The organism is Telmatobacter bradus, assembly GCF_048629425.1.
GTDB lineage: Bacteria > Acidobacteriota > Terriglobia > Terriglobales > Acidobacteriaceae > Telmatobacter > Telmatobacter bradus.
The window spans coordinates 248,614-266,841 of record NZ_CP184532.1; the positions used below are offsets into that span (position 1 = coordinate 248,614).

10 protein-coding genes are annotated in these 18,228 nt (G+C 60.1%); 7 read left to right on the plus strand and 3 right to left on the minus strand.

All coding sequences use genetic code 11. The annotated features are described in order from the left end of the window. Window positions 1-330: 330 nt before the first annotated feature. Both ACOBR2_RS01045 and ACOBR2_RS01050 read left to right on the plus strand, forming a co-directional pair. Window positions 331-1,434: an efflux RND transporter periplasmic adaptor subunit gene (locus ACOBR2_RS01045; RefSeq protein WP_420238227.1), complete on the plus strand. Its 1,104-nt coding sequence runs from the start codon at window positions 331-333 to the stop codon at window positions 1,432-1,434. 66 nt (window positions 1,435-1,500) lie between these two features. Beyond that, window positions 1,501-3,984, plus strand: coding sequence for an efflux RND transporter permease subunit (locus tag ACOBR2_RS01050; RefSeq protein WP_420238228.1), 2,484 nt, complete (start codon window positions 1,501-1,503; stop codon window positions 3,982-3,984). Here the strand turns inward: ACOBR2_RS01050 and ACOBR2_RS01055 are convergent. Next, window positions 3,932-5,059 carry an ISAs1 family transposase gene (locus ACOBR2_RS01055; RefSeq protein WP_420237194.1) on the minus strand — a complete coding sequence of 376 codons (1,128 nt, stop codon included), beginning with the start codon at window positions 5,057-5,059 and terminating at the stop codon, window positions 3,932-3,934. The genes ACOBR2_RS01050 and ACOBR2_RS01055 overlap by 53 nt on opposite strands. Before the next feature lie 115 nt (window positions 5,060-5,174). Between ACOBR2_RS01055 and ACOBR2_RS01060 the strand changes: the two genes are divergently transcribed. Together ACOBR2_RS01060 and ACOBR2_RS01065 are read left to right on the plus strand one after the other, a co-directional pair. After that, entirely contained in the window at window positions 5,175-6,005 is an 831-nt protein-coding gene (locus tag ACOBR2_RS01060) for an efflux RND transporter permease subunit (RefSeq protein ID WP_420238229.1), read from the plus strand. A gap of 143 nt (window positions 6,006-6,148) precedes the next feature. After that, window positions 6,149-7,936 (plus strand): hypothetical protein, encoded by a 1,788-nt coding sequence (locus tag ACOBR2_RS01065; protein WP_420238230.1) that lies wholly within the window; start codon window positions 6,149-6,151, stop codon window positions 7,934-7,936. Here ACOBR2_RS01065 and ACOBR2_RS01070 read toward each other — a convergent pair whose 3' ends face one another. Beyond that, window positions 7,937-9,331 (minus strand): DUF2252 domain-containing protein, encoded by a 1,395-nt coding sequence (locus ACOBR2_RS01070; RefSeq protein WP_420238231.1) that lies wholly within the window; start codon window positions 9,329-9,331, stop codon window positions 7,937-7,939. A gap of 169 nt (window positions 9,332-9,500) precedes the next feature. Between ACOBR2_RS01070 and ACOBR2_RS01075 the strand changes: the two genes are divergently transcribed. From ACOBR2_RS01075 to ACOBR2_RS01085, 3 genes are all read left to right on the plus strand, one after another. Further along, window positions 9,501-11,696, plus strand: coding sequence for a DPP IV N-terminal domain-containing protein (locus tag ACOBR2_RS01075; RefSeq protein WP_420238232.1), 2,196 nt, complete (start codon window positions 9,501-9,503; stop codon window positions 11,694-11,696). A 150-nt stretch (window positions 11,697-11,846) separates the two neighbouring features. Continuing rightward, a complete protein-coding gene (locus ACOBR2_RS01080) occupies window positions 11,847-13,340 on the plus strand; it encodes a CCA tRNA nucleotidyltransferase (RefSeq protein WP_420238233.1) in 1,494 nt (497 codons plus the stop codon). A gap of 180 nt (window positions 13,341-13,520) precedes the next feature. Beyond that, on the plus strand, window positions 13,521-17,630 hold the full coding sequence (locus tag ACOBR2_RS01085; RefSeq protein WP_420238234.1) for a DUF3857 domain-containing protein: 4,110 nt from the start codon (window positions 13,521-13,523) through the stop codon (window positions 17,628-17,630). A gap of 4 nt (window positions 17,631-17,634) precedes the next feature. Here ACOBR2_RS01085 and ACOBR2_RS01090 read toward each other — a convergent pair whose 3' ends face one another. Continuing rightward, window positions 17,635-18,144: a GNAT family N-acetyltransferase gene (locus tag ACOBR2_RS01090; RefSeq protein ID WP_420238235.1), complete on the minus strand. Its 510-nt coding sequence runs from the start codon at window positions 18,142-18,144 to the stop codon at window positions 17,635-17,637. Between the last annotated feature and the right edge of the window lie 84 nt (window positions 18,145-18,228).

Here is an 18,228-nt window from a genome sequence, read left to right on the forward strand (position 1 = left end):
CTGCAGATACGGGCTGGAGTTCTGCTTATTCCCACTCTGATTTTTCTTGCACAGGATTTGCTACGGAAGAGTGTGCATTCGGCCGATTTTCTCTGTATCCAATATACGTAGGGCCTCCTTGTTTTTCCCGTGGGGCGCCCAGCGGAATTTTTTCTCACAAGAGGGAACTGCGAAACGGTTTGTTTCGTATTACGAATAGGAAGAGTTTGTCTGAACGGAACTCCGGCTGGCCTACGGGGCTAGGCGTGAATTTTCGCGAGGTCGCTGGCTCACCGCCACAAACAGGATCAAAGCGGGCAGGCAATGGCCCGAATCGAGGTTGATACACGCGTGAAAACGAACGCATTTAGTGTTGCAAACGGAGTAGTTCTGTTGGCGGCGGCTCTGTTGGCTGCCGGCTGTCACTCAAAGCAGGCCGCACCCACGGCTGGCGGACCGCAGGGCATGCCGGTGCAGACGGCCACGATTTCACTGCAACCGGTGGCGGATAGTAGTGAGTATGTGTCAACAATCAAGTCACGCCGCTCGGCCACGTTGCAGCCTCAGGTCAGCGGACAGCTGACCGGGATCCGGGTGAAGTCGGGCGACCATGTGCGCGCCGGGCAGGTGCTGATGGAGATCGACAGCCGCCAGCAGATTGCCACGGTCGAGTCGCAGCGAGCCACCGAGCGGCAGAAAAAAGCCCTCTCGGACTATGACACGATCGAGGTAGAACGCCAGCGCAAGTTGTTTGAGGCAGGCGTGACCAGCCGCGACAGCTTTGATCAGGCCAAGCAGTCTTACGAGAATGCCAAGGCCGACTACGAGTCGTCGATCAATGCGCGCAAGACGCAGGAACAGTTGCTGGCCTACTACACGGTGCGCGCTCCTTTTGACGGTATTGTGGGCGATGTGCCGGTGCATGTGGGCGATTACGCAACGCCGTCGCTCACGCTGACCACGGTGGACGAAAACCGCGACCTGGAAGCCTACATCTATATTCCCACCGAGCGCTCGACCGAGATCAAGCAGGGGCTGGGCGTGGAGTTGACCGACAACAACGGCAAGCTGCTTGATAAGACGGCCATCAACTTTGTGTCGCCGCAGGTGGACAGCACGACGCAGGGCGTTCTGGTGAAGGCGCCGGTGCATGGATCGCTGGAAGCGCTACGCAACGCGCAGATGATCAAGGCACGCGTGATTTGGCAGACCCGGCCGATGGCAGTGGTTCCGGTGCTGGCGGTGGTGCGGCAGAGCGGTCAGCCGTTCGTTTACGTGGCCAAGCAGCAGGGGCCGATGACGTTGGCCCAGCAGGTTTCGGTCACGCTCGGCGATACGGTGGGCAATCAGTATGCGGTGCGTTCGGGTCTGAATCCCGGCGATAAGGTGATCGTGTCGAGCACGCAGTTCCTGGTGAACAATATGCCGGTGATTCTGATCGGCGGCGGACGATAGACAGGCAGGCCGCGCCCATGCGCGGTCTCCCCGTAGTGGACCCAAGCAGAGAAAAAGAGGTTTGCCTTGTTTGTTGATTTCTTTATTCGCAGGCCGGTTTTTGCCACGGTGTGTGCGCTGCTCATCATCCTGAGCGGCGCGGTCTGCATCCCGAATCTACCCATTGCCATGTATCCGCAGCTGGCTCCGCCGCAGGTTTCGGTCAGTTGTACCTACACGGGCGCCGATGCTGAAACCGTCGAGAAGGCCGTGACGATTCCGCTGGAAGAGTCGATCAACGGCGTCGAGGGCATGCGTTACGTCAGCTCGACGAGCACCAACGACGGCGCGAGCTCAATCACCACTACCTTCAAGACCGGCTACGACCTGGACATTGCTGCCGTTGACGTGCAGAATCGCGTGGCTAGCGTGGAAGGCCGTCTGCCGTCGGCGGTGAATTCAACCGGCATCACGATTTCGAAGTCGAGCAACGACTTTGTCTTCGGAGCGGGTTTTTACACGCTGGATGGTCGCTATTCGAGCGAGTTCATCTCGAACTACCTGGACGTCTATGTAAAGGATGCGCTCAAGCGCGTGCCTGGCGTGGGCGATGTGCAAATCTTTGGCGAGCGCAAGTACGCCATGCGCGTCTGGCTTGATCCGGTGCGTCTGGCGGCGCATGGCCTGACCGCGACCGACGTGGTGAGCGCTCTGACCGAACAGAACGTCGAGATTCCCGCCGGTCAGCTTGGTCAGCCGCCGGCTGATTCGAAGCAGGCTTTTCAGATTCCGGTGCGCGTGGTGGGCCGTCTGGCCAGCACGGAAGAGTTTGACAACATCATCGTAAAGAGCGCTTCGCAGGGACTAGTGCTGCTCAAGGACGTTGGCCATGCCGCAGTGGGTGCCGAGGACTACAGCTCAGCGCTGAAGTACTCGGGCCGCGATGCAATGGGTATTGGTGTGGAGCAACTCTCCAACGCCAACGCGCTGGAAGTGGACCGCGCGGCAAGAAAAGCGCTGGCCGAGATGGCCAAAAACTTTCCGCCGGGCCTGCAGTACGCTATAGCTTTTGATGCCACCACGGTGGTGAGCGACTCGATTCACGAAGTACTGGTCACCCTGGGTGAGGCCATCCTCATCGTCATTGTGGTCATCTTCGTCTTTCTGCTGGATTGGCGCGCAACCATTATTCCGGCCGTTACCATTCCGGTTTCACTGATCGGTACCTTCGCTTTCATCAAGCTCTTCGGCTTCTCCATCAACTCGCTCACACTCTTTGGCATTACGTTAGCCACCGGTCTGGTGGTCGATGATGCCATCGTGGTCATCGAGAATGTGCAGCGCCACATTCACATGGAGAACAGCGATCCGCATGCGGCCACCTCGCGCGCCATGGGCGAAGTCACCAGCGCAGTCATTGCCACGTCGCTGGTGTTGATCGCCGTTTTTGTGCCGGTTTCGTTCTTCCCCGGCACTACCGGCATTCTCTATCGCCAGTTCTCGCTGACCATTGCCTTTGCAATCGCGATTTCCGCCTTCAACGCGCTCACACTCTCGCCGGCGCTCTCAGCTCTGTTCCTGCGCGGTGAGGAAGAGCGGCCGCATCAGCTCGACTTTCTGCGCAGCAAGACGATTTCCAAGGCTTTCGGTGCGTTTGTGCATGGAACCGATAAGTCCATCGACTGGCTGGCCGGCAAGTATGCACGCTCGATTCATGTGGCTTTGAATCTGCGTTACGTATTGCTGGCCGTCTTCGTGGCGGGTCTTGGGCTGACGGGCTGGATGTATCAGCGCGTGCCTACCGGCTTTATTCCGCAGGAGGATCAGGGCTACCTGATGGTGATTGTGCAGGCGCCTCCGGGATCTTCGCTGGCCTACACCACGGCGTTGGCGGATCGTGCCGAGGCCGTGATTCGTACCAATCCCGACGTGCAGGGCTCCTTCTCGGTCATGGGATTCAGTATGGCGGGTAACGCGTCGAATGCGGGCATGATGTTCCTGAACCTGAAGCCGAGCGATGAGCGCCGCGGCAAGGGGCATACGGCCAAGGATGTAGTGGCTGATCTTTCGCAGCCGTCCAAGCTCGGAGGCATGCTCTTTGCGCCCGAGGGAGGTTTGGTGATGGCCATTGAGCCGCCCGCCGTCAGCGGCGTGGGCAGCTATGGTGGCTTCCAGTTCATGCTGCAGGATCAGGGCGGTAATACGCTTACGGATCTGGACCGCATTGCGCACCAGATTGTGAATACCGGCGCATCCGACAAGAGCCTGACGGGCCTGTTGACCACCTTCTCGGCCAACGATCCGCAGGTGCTGGTAACGATCGACCGCCAGAAGGCCAAGGCCATGAGCGTGGGGCTTTCGCAGATCACCACTACGCTGAGCGTCTTCATGGGGTCGGAGTACGTGAACGACTTTGACTACAACAACCGCACCTATCGTGTGTACGTGCAGGCCGACCAGCCAGGGCAATCGCATGAAGAGAAGGCGAAAGTGAAAAGAGCACGACGGCGCGTTCCGATTATTGGAGTCCGAGTAGATGGGCGCGGTAGTTGTCGCTTGTGGCGGCGATGATTCGTCGGGCTTTGATTCCGCCTTTTCGTTTCACCGGATCCATGCGAATCAGATTCAAGGTGAGCTGCTTCAGAGCGGCCAGATTGTGTGCGGCGTGGCGTGAGCGGGCGCGCATCTGATCATCGTTGAAGGCAACATCCATGCACCAATGCAAGCGATTCTCTACCGACCAATGGGCGCGCACCGTGACCGCCATCCTCTCCGCGTCCGGCGCCAGGCTGCTGATGTACAGCCGCAGCTCGTGCGTCGTCTTGGCTGCGGAGGCACGCTCGGATTCGATCACCGCAAAGGATTTCATTCCCGGCCATTGTTCCGGTTTCGACAGGCAGTTCAACTGATCGAAGACGTAACAGCGGCGCGTTTCCACGCGGCCATGGCCCTTCTCCACGCTTTCAAAAAAGCCGTGCGCCGTCTCGGCCGCCGGATGGGCTATGAAACTGGACCAGAAATCCTTGATGGATTCGGCCAGCTTCGGCTGATTGTCTTTGACGGCCAGCACATAGTCGGCGCCACGCGCCCGGATGGCCTCGGCAATGTTAACTTGTGTTCCCATGGCGTCGATCGTTACCGTCGCCCCTTCCAGCGCCAGTGTGGAAAGTAACTCCGGAATGGCGGTCTTCTCGTTGGATTTTTCCGCCGTCCCGCGTTGGCCCAGCACCAGCCCGGCGCCGGCGGCAAAGGCCGAAACCAGATGCAGCGCGGTGGCGTCGATGCCTGCCGAACGACGGCTGGTCTTGCCATCGATGGCCACGACCTCGGCGCTCAAGGCCGGCAATACGCCGCGCATCCAGCGCCGGAAAGCCTGCTCGAATTGGCCGGGATCGATCAATCCAAAGACTCGGCCAAAGGTGTCGTGCGAGGGAATGCCGTTCTGCAAACGAAGATAGCTCCTGAGCCAATCCTGCTTCTCGTTGGCCCACAGTTCGATCTCTTCAAAGGTGTCGGCCCCGACCAATACCCCGTTGACCGCCACCACCAGCAACTCGACAAAATCGTGCTTGACCTTGCCAGGCTGCCGGGGATCGGGAATGGACACAAAAACCTCGGACAGGCGCAGCGGTTGTTCGGTTTCCATCAACACCTCCTGGAAACAGAAAACCTGGACAACATCACTTGCAGAAGTATCTACCTGTATCCCTGTATCCCTTTCGTCAACGCCGCCTGCCACACCTTCGCCTTTTCTTCATGCGATGCCCCTGGCCGACCAGCCGTTCCGCAAGACGGCGCAGGATCTGCACAACTACTATGTGCGCTCCGATACGGGGCAGATGGTTCCGCTGGACAATCTGATTACCATCAAGGAGAGCTCGGGTGCGCCGGTCATTTCGCACTACAACCTCTTCCGCGCGGTGGAAATCGATGGTTCGCCTGCGGCTGGCGTAGGCTCCAGTACGGCACTTACTGCCATGGAGAATCTGGCCACCAAAAACATGATGCACGGCATGAGCTATCAGTGGACCGGCCTGACGCTGGACGAACTTGAGTCCAGCGGCAAGGCGATGCTGATCTTCGGGCTTGGCATTCTGGTCGTCTACCTCACGTTGTCGGCACAGTATGAGAGCTTCGCGCTGCCACTCATCATTCTGATGGCCGTGCCCATGGCAATTCTGGGCGCGCTCGGTCTGGTGTGGGCGCGTGGGCTGGAAAACGACGTCTACTGCCAGATCGGTCTGGTCATGCTGATCGGTCTGTCGGCTAAAAACTCGATTCTGATTGTCGAGTTTGCCGAGCAGTTGCGCAAGCAGGGACGTTCGATTGCCGAAGCTGCCATCGAAGCTGCTGAGCTACGTCTGCGGCCCATCCTGATGACATCGTTTGCCTTCATCCTGGGCGTGCTGCCGCTGGCTTTTGCCACGGGCGCAGGCGCTCTGGGTAGGCGCTCGGTGGGCACTACGGTGGTGGGCGGCATGCTCTTCTCTACCGTGCTCAACCTCTTCTTCATCCCCGTGCTCTATGTGCTGATGAGCAAACTGCTCAAGCGTGATGCGCAGGAACCGGAGGCTACGCCCAGCGAGGTATAACTCTGCCAAACTGGAGAACTGTACTGGAACGGGGTCGCATCTGCGGCCCCGTTCGTGTTTTGGCCAAGGGTAGAGAATTTTGTGCGTTCTCTTAAAAGCCAGTTTCATCTTCCTGTTAAGGTTGATCTTTGAGGAAGCTTCTGATGTCGGCATTGAACGCCCCCCCACAGGTCTTGCAAAAAATACTTGCCTCCCGCAACTGGCTGGCGGGCATTTTGCTCTTCGTCGCCACTGCTGCGGTGGTGTTGTGGCAGAATGCACACCTGACCGTGCTCTGGGACCTGAGCTATGTGCTGGAAACTTCGTTGCGCTTCAGCCAGGGGCAGATGCCCTATCGCGACTTCCCTCTCGTCCATCCTCCGCTGACCTTTGCCGTGCAGGCGGTGCTGATCAAGCTTTTTGGCCGCCATATGATTGTGCATGCGCTCTACGCCGCCTGCGCTGGAGGCCTCGGAACGGTACTCAGCTGGAGGATTCTGCTCGGCCTGCTGGGTGGCTCTGAAGAAAAGAAAAAATTTGTAGGCTGGCTCGGTTTGCTGCTGGCCGCGCCGCTCACGGTCGTGGGCCTTTACTGCATTTTTCCGCACCCTTCCTATGACTGCGACACGGCGCTGGCTGTGCTGCTCTCGCTCTATCTGCTGCAGCGGCTAGACCGGCCCAAGGCAGGCGCAGAGGCGGGCTTTCTTGCTGGCGCGGTCGCGGTTCTGCCCTCGCTTTACAAGCAGAACATTGGTCTGCCTTACCTGTTCGCAGTGGTGGTTCTGATCGCCCTGCTGCTGGTCAAAAGCTGGCTGCATTTTTCTGAGGCCCGTGCCGAGCGCAGGAAGTTTTTCTGGTTTTTGGCGGGTGTGGCGGCAACTCTGGCGGCTTCGTTGCTGGCCATTGAGCTGACTGCCTGCCTGGGCAATTACCTGCACTGGATCGTCCGTTTTGCCGGTGAACGGCGCATGCCGGGGCTCTCAGTCATGGTGGGTGTTTATCAGTGCCTGTATCTTTTGTGGGCTTTGCCCTGCACTCTGGTTGGCGCGCAGTTGTTGCGGGCATCGGCTCCGTGGGCGCGTTCGCTCTGGAGCAGGCTTGGGGCGCTTGCGCTGCTGGCCGCGCCGTGGCTCTACGTGTTGGCCCAGCTGCCCGAAAATCTGGACGATCCCGACAGCTTTGGTGATTATTTTCTGGGGCTGTGGCCCCTGGTGCTGGTTCTGGCCGAGTTGCTGCTCATGGTGCGCATAGTGCGCCTCTTCCGCGACCGCACTGCAAAAACTGCCGTGGCGCCGCTGCTGGCACTGGCCTCGTTGGGCGCAATTCACGGCACCATGATGAGCCAGCAGTTGTGGGGTTCCACCTATTCACTCTGGCCCTTCCTGCTCTTTCTGCTGGCCGACTGCCTGCTCTGGCTGCACGGTCCGCACCGTACGCAAAACACGCCGCCCACCTGGCTGATTGCCGCTTCCACCGGAATTGTCAGCCTGGTTCTGCTGGTCTGCGGCGGCTATTACATGGCCAGCGAAGAGCGGTTGAGCTATGTGAACCTGCCCGAAGGCCCGGCGTTGCACTCCGCCACGCCCGCGCTGAACGCGCTGGCCACGCCGGGACCGTACCTGGCCAACCTCGATGAGCTCGTGCGCTACACGGACAAGAACATTCCCATGAGCGATGCGATTGTGCTGCTGCCCGGCGAAGATCCCTTCTACTTTGCTACCGGGCGCACGGTGCAATTTCCGGTGCTGCTCTTCGATCCTTCCACCGATCCGTACACGCCCGCCGATGTTCTGCGGCTGGTACATGAGCGGCCGGTGAAGTGGCTCATCGTCAAACGCGTGGAGCAGATCCACGCCGACCCCACGCCGGAACGCGCCGCCACATTGGCCGTCCTCAGTACGGAGTTCAAGCTGGCCGCACAGCTAACGGGGTATGACGTTTACCGGCGGTGATCAGGCTTTCGCTTTGCCTGAGCGTTTGAGCTGTTCCCAGTCCTTTTCGGTCTGGTCGGCGTAGAGGCTGCCAAAGCGGGCGATGGCCTCGGCAAAGCCATTGCCGGAGCCGAGGTAGCCGGCCAGCTCGATGGGGTCGGCAGAGCGTGCGTGGCCCCGAGCCAGCAGTTCGCCACAAACCTCGGCGTAGGCAAGCAAACCGCCTCCGGCCAGGTCTTCCATCTCAATGGAGCCTTTGTGGTCGTTGAGTTGGCGCACCAGATAGTGGCGGCCGTCCATCTCTGTCCAGCCTAAAAATGGATCGGACTGCATTTGCAGCTCGCGCTGGCCCAGCACCACGCGTTCGCCATTGTGCGCGGGCGGATGCGCCTCGGGCAGGTAGGTGGTATAGGCCGAATCTGGCTCTTCTTTTACTTGCAAAAAGAGCGGGTCTTCGTGGCCGTTTCCCTCAAAGTAAATGCAGTAGTCGCGCAGGCCTACTGAACCGGTTCCCACCACCTTGAAGGCTACGTCGACCGGCTTGTAGAAGCTGAGCAGATGCTGGCGCTGGGCTTCCAGGCGTTGCTGGTAGGGAACGAGCGCGGCCAGCACTTCTGCGGCCTGTGCTTCGCTGACCCGCGTAAGCACCGGAGCACTTTCCTTGAAGCGCCGATCTTCGGCAGGCACGGCCAACTTGAGGAAGGTCTTCTTGAGCACGGCCTTTTTGATGGCCATCTTCTCTGGTGCGGCCTGGGCGGCGGTGTTTTTTTCGGCGTGCACAACTGCGGTCAGTTGCTCTAGCGTATGCTGTGGCGTAGCCCGCTCGGCCTTGAACAGCGCGGCGTGCACGGGATGGTTATGGTTGATGCCGTGCACCTGATGACGTGCCACTTCTAGCATGGGCATCATGGCTAGAGCGCGCATCTCGGCGCAGTAGTGGGCGATGCAGAGCTCGGCTGCGTGGCGGGCGGCGGATTCCTTATGCCCGGCCTCGCGTCCGGCCAGCACCAGAGAAGCGGCCATGCGCTTCAGGTCCCACTCGAAGGGACCGCGGATGGTTTCGTCAAAGTCGTTCAGGTCAAAGACCAGTCGGCCGTCGGGTGCGGCATACGCGCCCAGATTGCGCACATGCGCATCGCCGCAGAGCTGCGCCAGAAGCCCGGTGGTGGGCAGCGCCGCCAGATCGGCAGCCATGACGGGTACCGCGCCCCGAAAATAGCCAAAGGGCGACTCGGCCATGCGTTGATATTTGAGCGCTACCAGCGGCTTGACGCGGTCGCGAATGGAGAGTTCCACCAGTTCGAGGGCCGTGGCCGTGCGGGTCTTGATTTTTGCTTCGCCGTGCTGCTGGCGACCCACCTGTTTGCGCCGCGCCTGACCAAGCGCGCGCCGTTCCTGTGCCGTTCTGTATTCCATGGCCGGAAGATACACCGCCAGCCCCGCTTACGCAAACCCGATCCTTACGGAAAAATTGCTGGTTGCCGCCTACAATATGGAGAATAAAGCGCCGGAGCAGCGTCTCCGGCCATGTGCCGCGCTCTGAACCCCATCCCTTTGCGGCCCATCTTCCACCGGAGGATCTTTCTTGCGCTTGAACCTGTTTTGCCTTGCCTCGCTTGCCCTGTGTGCTGCCCTGCCCGCAGTTGCGCAAAAGCCGCTCACTGTTGAAGACATCTTTGCCCACGGTCGCATGACCGGCAAACCACCCGAGAATCTGACATGGTCGCCCGACGGCAAGCGCCTGACCTACATGGAGGCCGGTGAGTTGCTCACGGTGGACGCTGCCTCGGGTCGCACCCATACGCTGGTGGACCGCGCCACGATTGAAAAATTTGCCACACGCGAGGCCAGCGAGAAAGACCGCGACCATCGCGAACGCTACAAGGCTTCGAGCTTTCTGTGGGCGCCCGATTCGACGCACGTACTCTTTGATGCCAGCGGCCTGCTCTACCTCTATGACCTGAAGAGTGGCGCATCGCGTCTTGTGGCGGACACAGGTTCTGCTTCCGGTGAAGATCCGAAGTTTTCGCCCGATGGCCGTGCGGTTTCTTTCCTGCGCAATCATGGCCTGACGGTGGTGCGGCTGGATCAGCCGAGTGCCAAGCCGCAGGACGTGGCTGCCGCGCCCAACGCCACGACGCTGCGCGGTGAGGTGGACTGGGTCTATGACGAAGAGTTGAACGTGCGCAGTAACTACTTCTGGTCGCCCGACGCGCAGGCGCTGGCCTTTCTGGAAGCCGACGAATCTGCTGTTCCCGAGTACCCGATTACCGACTGGATTCCGACGCATGCAACCATTGATGCGCAGCGCTATCCGCAGCCCGGAGACCCCAACCCGGCGGTGCGCGTGGGTGTTGTGCCTGCCTCCGGTGGCGCTCCGGTGTGGGTAAAGCTGCCGATTCAGGCCGGGCAGGACTACATTCCGCGCTTTGGCTGGGCCGATGCCAAGACTCTGTGGATTGAAACCCTCAGTCGTAGCCACAAGCATCGCGCGATTTACTTTGCCGATGCCGCTACCGGCGAGTCGCGTTTGGCCGTGGCCTTTGATGACGCCAAGTTTTTCGACGAACATTATGATGTGGCCGTGGGCGCGGGTTCGATTGTCCTCTCTAACTGGACGGATGGCCATCAGCATCTGTATCTGTACAGCTACTCGACGGCCCAGCCCGGCGCGGCCACACTGGAACGCCAGTTGACCAAGGGCGACTTCGACGTGATCAAGGCCGATACCGATACGAGCAAGGATTTCACTGTCGACTTTGCCGCGCATCATGTGCGCTATGCCTCGAACGAGGGCAGCGTGCTCAATCAGCAGCTGTGGCAGGTGGACTTTGACGGCCATCGCACTGCATTGACGCAGGCTGCCGGAGAGCATGAAGGCAATTTCGCACCCACCGGCGAGGCTTTTGTGGATCGCCACTCCACACGGATCGCTCCGCCTGTTGCCAGCCTGTGTAGCGTGGGCGGCAAGTGCGCCGAGTTCTGGCACAGCAAATCGCTGGCCGAGTACGGTCTGCGCGGGCCGCAGGCCTTTACCGCAAAGGCGGCCGATGGAACCACGCTCTATGCCACGTTGCTGCTGCCTGCTGGTGTAAGCAATCCGGCCAGTGTGCCTATGATCGTGAATCCCTACGGCGGACCCGGCGAACAGACTGTGGCCAACCGTTGGAACGACGCTCTGCTCTTCGATACGGTGCTCTCCGAGCACGGATTCGCTGTGTTGCACGCCGACAATCGTGGCAGCGCCGCTCGTGGTCGCGACTTTGCCCAGGCCTGCTATCACAACTTTGGCCCCGTGCAGCTGACCGATCAGTTGGCGGCTGTCGATGTGGCCTTGGCGAACAATCCAGTGCTCGACGCCAAGCGCCTGGGCTGGTGGGGCTGGAGCTGGGGCGGCAGCTTTACGCTGTATGCGCTCTCCCACTCTGACCGCTTCCGTGCCGGAGTCAGTGTTGCGCCCGTTACCGACTGGCATAACTACGACTCCATTTATACCGAGCGTTACATGAGCGAGCCGAAGGACTTTCCCGAGGGCTACAAGGAGCAGTCGGTGGTGAGCTCCGCCAGTCACCTGCACGGGCGGTTGCTCTTGGTGCATGGCACGGGCGACGACAATGTGCACATGGAGAATTCCATCCAGTACATTCAGCAGCTGATTGAGGCGCAGATCCCCTACGACCTGCAGCTCTATCCGCGCAAAACTCATTCCATCAGCGGTCCTGACGTGCGCACCCACCTGTTCGAGCGCATTCTGAACCACTTTGAAAGCAACCTGAAGTAGAGAAGAAACCCCTCCCCGGTGTGGAATGCGTCGGGGAGGGGAATAGAACAAGAGAAACTTCCGGCCGACCGATCCTCCCTCCCTCCTTCCGAAATCTCCCTGAAAGAATCGCTCTGAAAAATTCGTAGCTTCGAGCGACAATAAAAGCGCATGAGTTCGCAGAAAAAATTAGCTGCCGCGCTGGACGTGATTACCCGCTTGCAGGCCGAAGGCCATCAGGCCTACTTGGCCGGTGGATGCGTGCGTGATCTGCTGCTGGGCCGCACACCCTCTGACTACGACGTAGCCACCAGTGCCACGCCTGACCGCGTGCTGCAGCTCTTTCCCCGCTGCTTTGCCGTGGGAGCGCACTTTGGCGTGGTGCTGGTCTCTGCCAGTGGGGGGGAGGACAGCTGTCAGCTGTCAGCTCTCAGCTCTCAGCCGTCCGCCCCACCGCAGGTGGAATTGGCCCCACCGCTGGTGGCGCAGGTGGGGCAGGTGGTTACGGAGGTGGCAACCTTCCGCAGCGACGGTGTTTATTCCGATGGTCGCCATCCCGACGCAGTGCGCTATACGCTCAGTGCTGCAGAGGACGTGCAGCGGCGAGACTTTACCGTCAACGGTCTTCTGCTTGACCCACTGCGTGGGGGCGGAGTTTTGGAGGAGATTTTTACCAATCCGCAGAAACTTCGCGCGACCGTCGAAGACCATGTGGGCGGACTGGCTGATCTGGATGCGGGCGTGGTGCGCGCCATTGGCCAACCAGCGGACCGCTTTGAGGAAGATCATCTGCGCATGCTTCGCGCGGTGCGTTTTACCGCCCGCCTTGGTTTTGCGCTTGATCCTGCCACGGCCATGGCGATGCGCACGCTGGCCTCGCGCATTGCCGCCGTCAGCCGCGAGCGGGTGCGGGACGAGCTGACCAAAATGCTGGTGGAAGGCCACGCCCGCCGTGCCTTTGAGTTGCTGGATGAGACTGGATTGCTCGGCGAAGTGCTGCCCGAGGTGGCCCGCATGAAGGGCGTGGAGCAGCCGCCGCAATATCATCCAGAGGGTGATGTGTGGCAGCATGTTTTGCTGCTTTTGGAGCAGTTGGAGCCGGGCTGTAGCAAGACGCTGGCTTGGGCAGCCCTGCTGCATGACGTGGGCAAGCCTGCCACCTTTCAGCGCGCAGCGGACCGCATCCGTTTTAACGGCCATGCGGAGGTGGGTGTGGCCATTGCCAGTGAGCTGTGCAGCCGCTTTCGATTTTCGAATGAGGAGACGGAGCAGATTGTGACGCTCGTGGCCCACCACATGCGTTTTATGGAAGCGTTGCGCATGAAGGAATCCACCATCAAGCGCTTCCTGCGTCTGGACCGCTTTGAGGAGCATCTGGCGTTGCACCGCATGGATTGCCTGGCAGGGAGCGGCTATCTGGAGAACTGGAAGTTCATGCAGGAGCGCTGGCAGAGCACTTCTGCAGAGAGTTTCCACCCCCAGCCGCTGCTGACTGGCCATGATCTGATTGCCGCTGGCTATCGGTCCGGACCGGAGTTCCGCGACCTGCTGAACGCCGCCGAAGACGCGCAACTGGAGGGTCGGATTCATACCGTTGAGGAGGCGCTGGCGTTGTTGCGCAGCAGCTTTGGCGAACCCGCTCTGCGGAACGCGCCCAAGGGCTGAGACTCCGCCCGCGCACGTCCTGCCCGCAGTGCTTTACCATGAGGTTCAACCGTGTGATCGGGCAAAAGCAAAACCAGAGCGCTGCACGCAGGTCCTCTGGCGTTGCTCTAAAGGAATTTCATGGATCTGAGCCGTCTCTGTTCGAGCATTCTCTCCGCTTGCTGCCTCTCCATTTTTGCTTTGTCCGCACACTCTGGTGCTGCACAAACTGCGCCGCCCGTATGGCCGCTGGATGGTGCTGCGTTCAGCGCCGCACCGGCCGATTTGCTGAAGTCTGCGGCCGCCGTGCCTGCCGAAAAATTCACCGACGCGACCGTGCTTTTTGAGCGCGACAGCTATGTCCTCGACGCTGAGGGCCGGGTGCGCTACCGCCATCTGTTTGTCTATCGCATTGAGACGCAGGCCGGCGTGGATGGATGGTCGCAGGTGAGCTCTCGTTGGGAGCCGTGGTATGAGCACGAGCCCTCGATCCACGCCCGCGTGGTGCAGTCCGATGGCCACGTCAGCCAGCTGGACCAGAAGACCATCACTGACGGTCCGGCCAGTGCCGATGACGAAGACACCTTCACCGACGCGCGCATCCGCAAGGCACCGCTGCCTGGCCTGATGATTGGAGCCATCGTCGAGGAAGAAACCGAGGTGGACGATGAGCAGCCGCTTTTTACCGGCGGTGGAATCTATCGCAACAACTTCGGTCATAGTGTGCCGGCAGTGCGCTCGATTTTGAGTGTTGAAGTGCCTGCTGGCTCGCCCCTGCAGTTCCGCACCTACAATCTGCCGCAAGCCAAGGTCAGCGATCAGACGCAGGACGGGGTACGCCGTCTGGTCTTCGATGAGCCCTACACGGCGGGCTTTGTGAGTGGCGATATTCGTCTCTCTTCGCATCACTATCTGCTGCCCACGGTGGAGTTCGCTACTGGAGCAAGCTGGGCGCAGGTGGCGCGGGTCTATCGTGAGCTGGCCGAGCCCCAGATCGATCCGCAGACCGCCAAATCCCTGCTGCCTGCACTGATTGCGGACCGCATGGAAAACATTCGCCGCATTGTGGCCCGCCTGCACAAGGAGGTACGCTACACCGGCATCGAGTTTGGCCAGTCCAGCCTGAAGCCGCATTCCGCGGCCGAGGTGCTGCAGCAGCATTATGGCGATTGCAAGGACAAGGCCGCGCTGCTCGTCTCCATGCTGCGCGCGGCGGGCATTCCGGCGAATCTTGCGCTGCTCAACACTGGTCCGGGCGTAGATGTAACGCCGGAGCTTTCCGGCATGAATCAGTTTGACCACGCCATTGTGTTTGTGCCCGGCGCAGGCAAAAGCGGAGAACCGCTGTGGATTGACGCAACGGCGGAATACGCCGAGGTGGGCACGCTGCCGTCGATGGATCTGGACCGCCATGCGCTGGTGATTGCCGAGGGAACCACTGGCCTGACGGCAACGCCCGAGGCCCGTTCAGCCGACAATCAGCTCGTAGAGAAGCGTGAAGTCAGAATGGCCGAGTACGGTCCGGCATTCATTAGCGAAACCTCGCTCACCCACGGTCCGGTCGATGAGGAGTACCGCAGTGAGTTTGGCAATGCCGAAAGCCGTGGCTTGAAGACGAACCTGGAGAGCTACGCCAAAAACTATTACCTGGCCAAGGCGCTTACTCACGTGGAGCAGGGCGATGGCAAGGATCTGACCAAGCCATTCTCACTGCGTTTGGAGATGGCCGAGGCCAAGCGTGGCAACACCGGCATTGAGGACGGAGCGCTGGCCATTCCCTTCAGCAGCATCTTCAATCGTCTGCCGGAATGGTTCCGCAGCGATCCGCAGACCGAGGGTGAAAAGCTCACTCCGCAGCAGGAAGAGGATCGTCGCCACGCCGCGGCTGTTCGTCTGCCAGACTACGATATGAATCCCTTTGTGGTGGAGTGGCAGTACACCATTACGCCGCCCACCGGCTTTGTGCTGCGTGCCCTGCCACAGGACAAAGCCACAGCTATGGGCCCAGCCAGCCTTACCCAGCACTATGAGCAGAGCGCGGACGGTGCGCTGCATGCCACGCTGCGCTTTGACACTGTGAAGCCGCGCTACACCGCCAGCGAAGCCCTGGCCTTGCGGGATGCCGTACTGGCGACGTACAGGCAGGACATGATCTTCGTGCTCTTCGATCAGGAGGCAGCCAAACTGGTGGCTTCCGGCAAGATCCGTGAAGGTTTGGCCGCCGACCGTCAGTTGATTGAGCGTCATTCGGGCGAGGCGATTCATCATGACCAGATGGCCTACGCGCTGCTGAAGGCCGGCATGGGCGCACGCGCCCGTCAGGAGGCCGAACGCGCTACCCAGCTTGACCCTCAATCGCCGGTGGCCTTCCGCACACTGGGCTGGGTCTGCGAGTTCAATGAAATCGGCATTCAGCGTAGTAATGGATTTGATCGTGACTGCGCCGAGGCCAATTTTCGCAAGGCCATGGTGCTTGATCCCGATGATCTTTCGCTGGCCATTGATCTGGCTCTGATCGCCGAGTTCGACCCGAATGGTGAGCGCTATGCCGCCGACGCGCATCTGGCCGAGGCGGCGCGGATCTATCGCATGGTGCGCGAAAAAGACAAGGCCACGGGCGAGCCTTACATCGATAATCTGCTCTTCGTGCTGCTCTACGACCATCGCTATCAGGAGCTGCTCGACGAGCTGGGCAAGCTGCCCTCCACCGTGTTGCGGGATGGTGTGGGTATTGCTGCAACAGTGGCGCTCAAGGGCGTTCCCGCCGGCATTGACAAGGCCGATCACCTGCCCGCCGGAGCCAGTGAACGGGCCTCGGCGCTGAGTGTGGCCGGCAGCCATCTACTGCATCTGCGCCTCTACAAGCAGGCGGCCGACATTCTGGAAGCCAGCGCCGAGGGCCAGTCGAATGCCGCCGCCGTTTTGCAGCAGATTACCATCTTCCGCCAGCTCAAGCCGTGGATGGACGAGTTCTTTCCGCCAAGCGATCCGCGTTTCGCAGTGCAGCGCATGATCGTGAGTATGCTGGAAGGCAGGCTGGATGAAACGCTGGCCGCTGAAGTGATCAGCCGCCACGCCTACGGCAGCGACGCGGAGTGGAAGAGCAACCTCGAAAAGGTGCAGGAGAGTCGTGGCATGATGCGCCTCGATGCTGCCCGCGCCGGTCTGCCTTTCAATGTGCTCATCGATGCCACGGTTGGCAACATGAAGTTCAGCGCCGAGGGCGATGACACCAAGGGCTATCGTGTGTCGCTGCTCAACCTGGGCGTAAAGCCGCAGCAGTTCTTCGTCAGCAAGGACGAGGGCGCATACCGCGTGGTGACCGATGGCCAGAAGCTGAGCGAGGCGGGCAACGAGCTTCTCTACCTGCTGGATGCGCATCGCGACGACGAAGCCGCTTCGTTGCTGGACTGGATGCGTGACCGCTTGCACAAGGGCGGCGGCGACGATCCGCTCTCCGGTCCGCTCTTTCCGCGCTTCTGGACGATTGGCAGCACGAAGGGGGAAGATGCGATGCGTCTGGCGGCTGCCTCGCTGGTGGCCTACACGCCCGCTGTCAAGCCGTTGATCTCCGTGATTCATGCCGCGCTGGACAAAGCCACAAGCGACGAGGAACGCGACCGTCTGACGCTTTTGATGGCGACTGCCGAGTACCAGGCTGAAGACGGAGCGGCAGTGAAGGCCAGCAGTGCAAAGCTGCTGGAAAAGTATCCTGACTCCTATGCTGCGCTTGCCCTGGCGGGTGAAGGCTTTGCACTGTTGAAGGACTTCAAGAGTTGGGATCAGTTGCTGGACGGCCAGATTGCCCGGCACAGCGACGACGAGCAACTGCTGCGCATGAAGGCTGAAGAAGGCAATGAAAATCGCAACTTTGCCGAGACGCGCGCCGCTGTGCAGAAGATTATCGATGCAGGCAAGGCTACGGCCAGTGACTACAACCTCTACGCGTGGTCAGCTCTCTTTGATAATCATTTTGACGCCGATGTAAACAAGGCGGCGCAGCAGGCTTCCATGCTTACGCAGAACGACTCGTTCAGTGTTCTGCATACGATGGCCTGTGTTTATGCGGCGCAGGGCAAAACCGCCGAGGCTGGTGAGCTGCTGCAGAAGGCCATGGCTGCCGACCATCTGCTTGAACCCAACTCTTCCATCTGGTTTGGCTATGGGCTCATCTATGAGCAGTATGGTGTGAAGGACGCAGCTATCGAGGCCTACCGCAAGGTGGAGCGTCCCGAGGGCCGCATCGGCCCTGATGACACGTATGTGCTGGCGCAGGCTCGCCTGAAATCTCTGGAAGTGACCAGGCAGTAAAGCTTTAAGGATGCTGTCGATACTCTCGATCCAGAAGCGACATCAGCACCAGCGAAAGATATTGCCCATCGCGCAAAATGGTTTCGCGCAGCAGGCCATCTTCCTGAAAGCCAAACTCCCGGTAAAAATGCTGGGCGCGGGCGTTGTCTTCGAAGACATAGAGCCAGACGCGGTGCGCGTGGCAGACCGTAAAAGCCTGCTCCAAAAGAAAACGGAGGAAGGTCTTTCCCATGCCTTTGTCGGGAGTCGTAACGACAATGCGCTTGATTTCCAGTGCATGATGCTTGGCCTGCAATCCGCTCAAAATGCAGAATCCTGTAACGTGACCGACAGAATTTTCGGCAACCCAGTAAGCCGCATCCGGGTCCTTCAGCATGTCCCGATGCTGTTCCTCGGGCCAACTTCCCACCAGCGCATGAAACTCGGGGATTTTTTCTATCTCCGCGATGGCGGGAATGTCCGCCGACTGCGCTCTTCGGATCGCAACGATCTCCATCCCGGCCGCATTCGTCATGATGCCCCATTGTAGGGCCAATTCTTCTGCTTGAGCCGAAAATGCTTATAGCAAAATCAGGGATGCTGTGCCCGCAAGCCACAG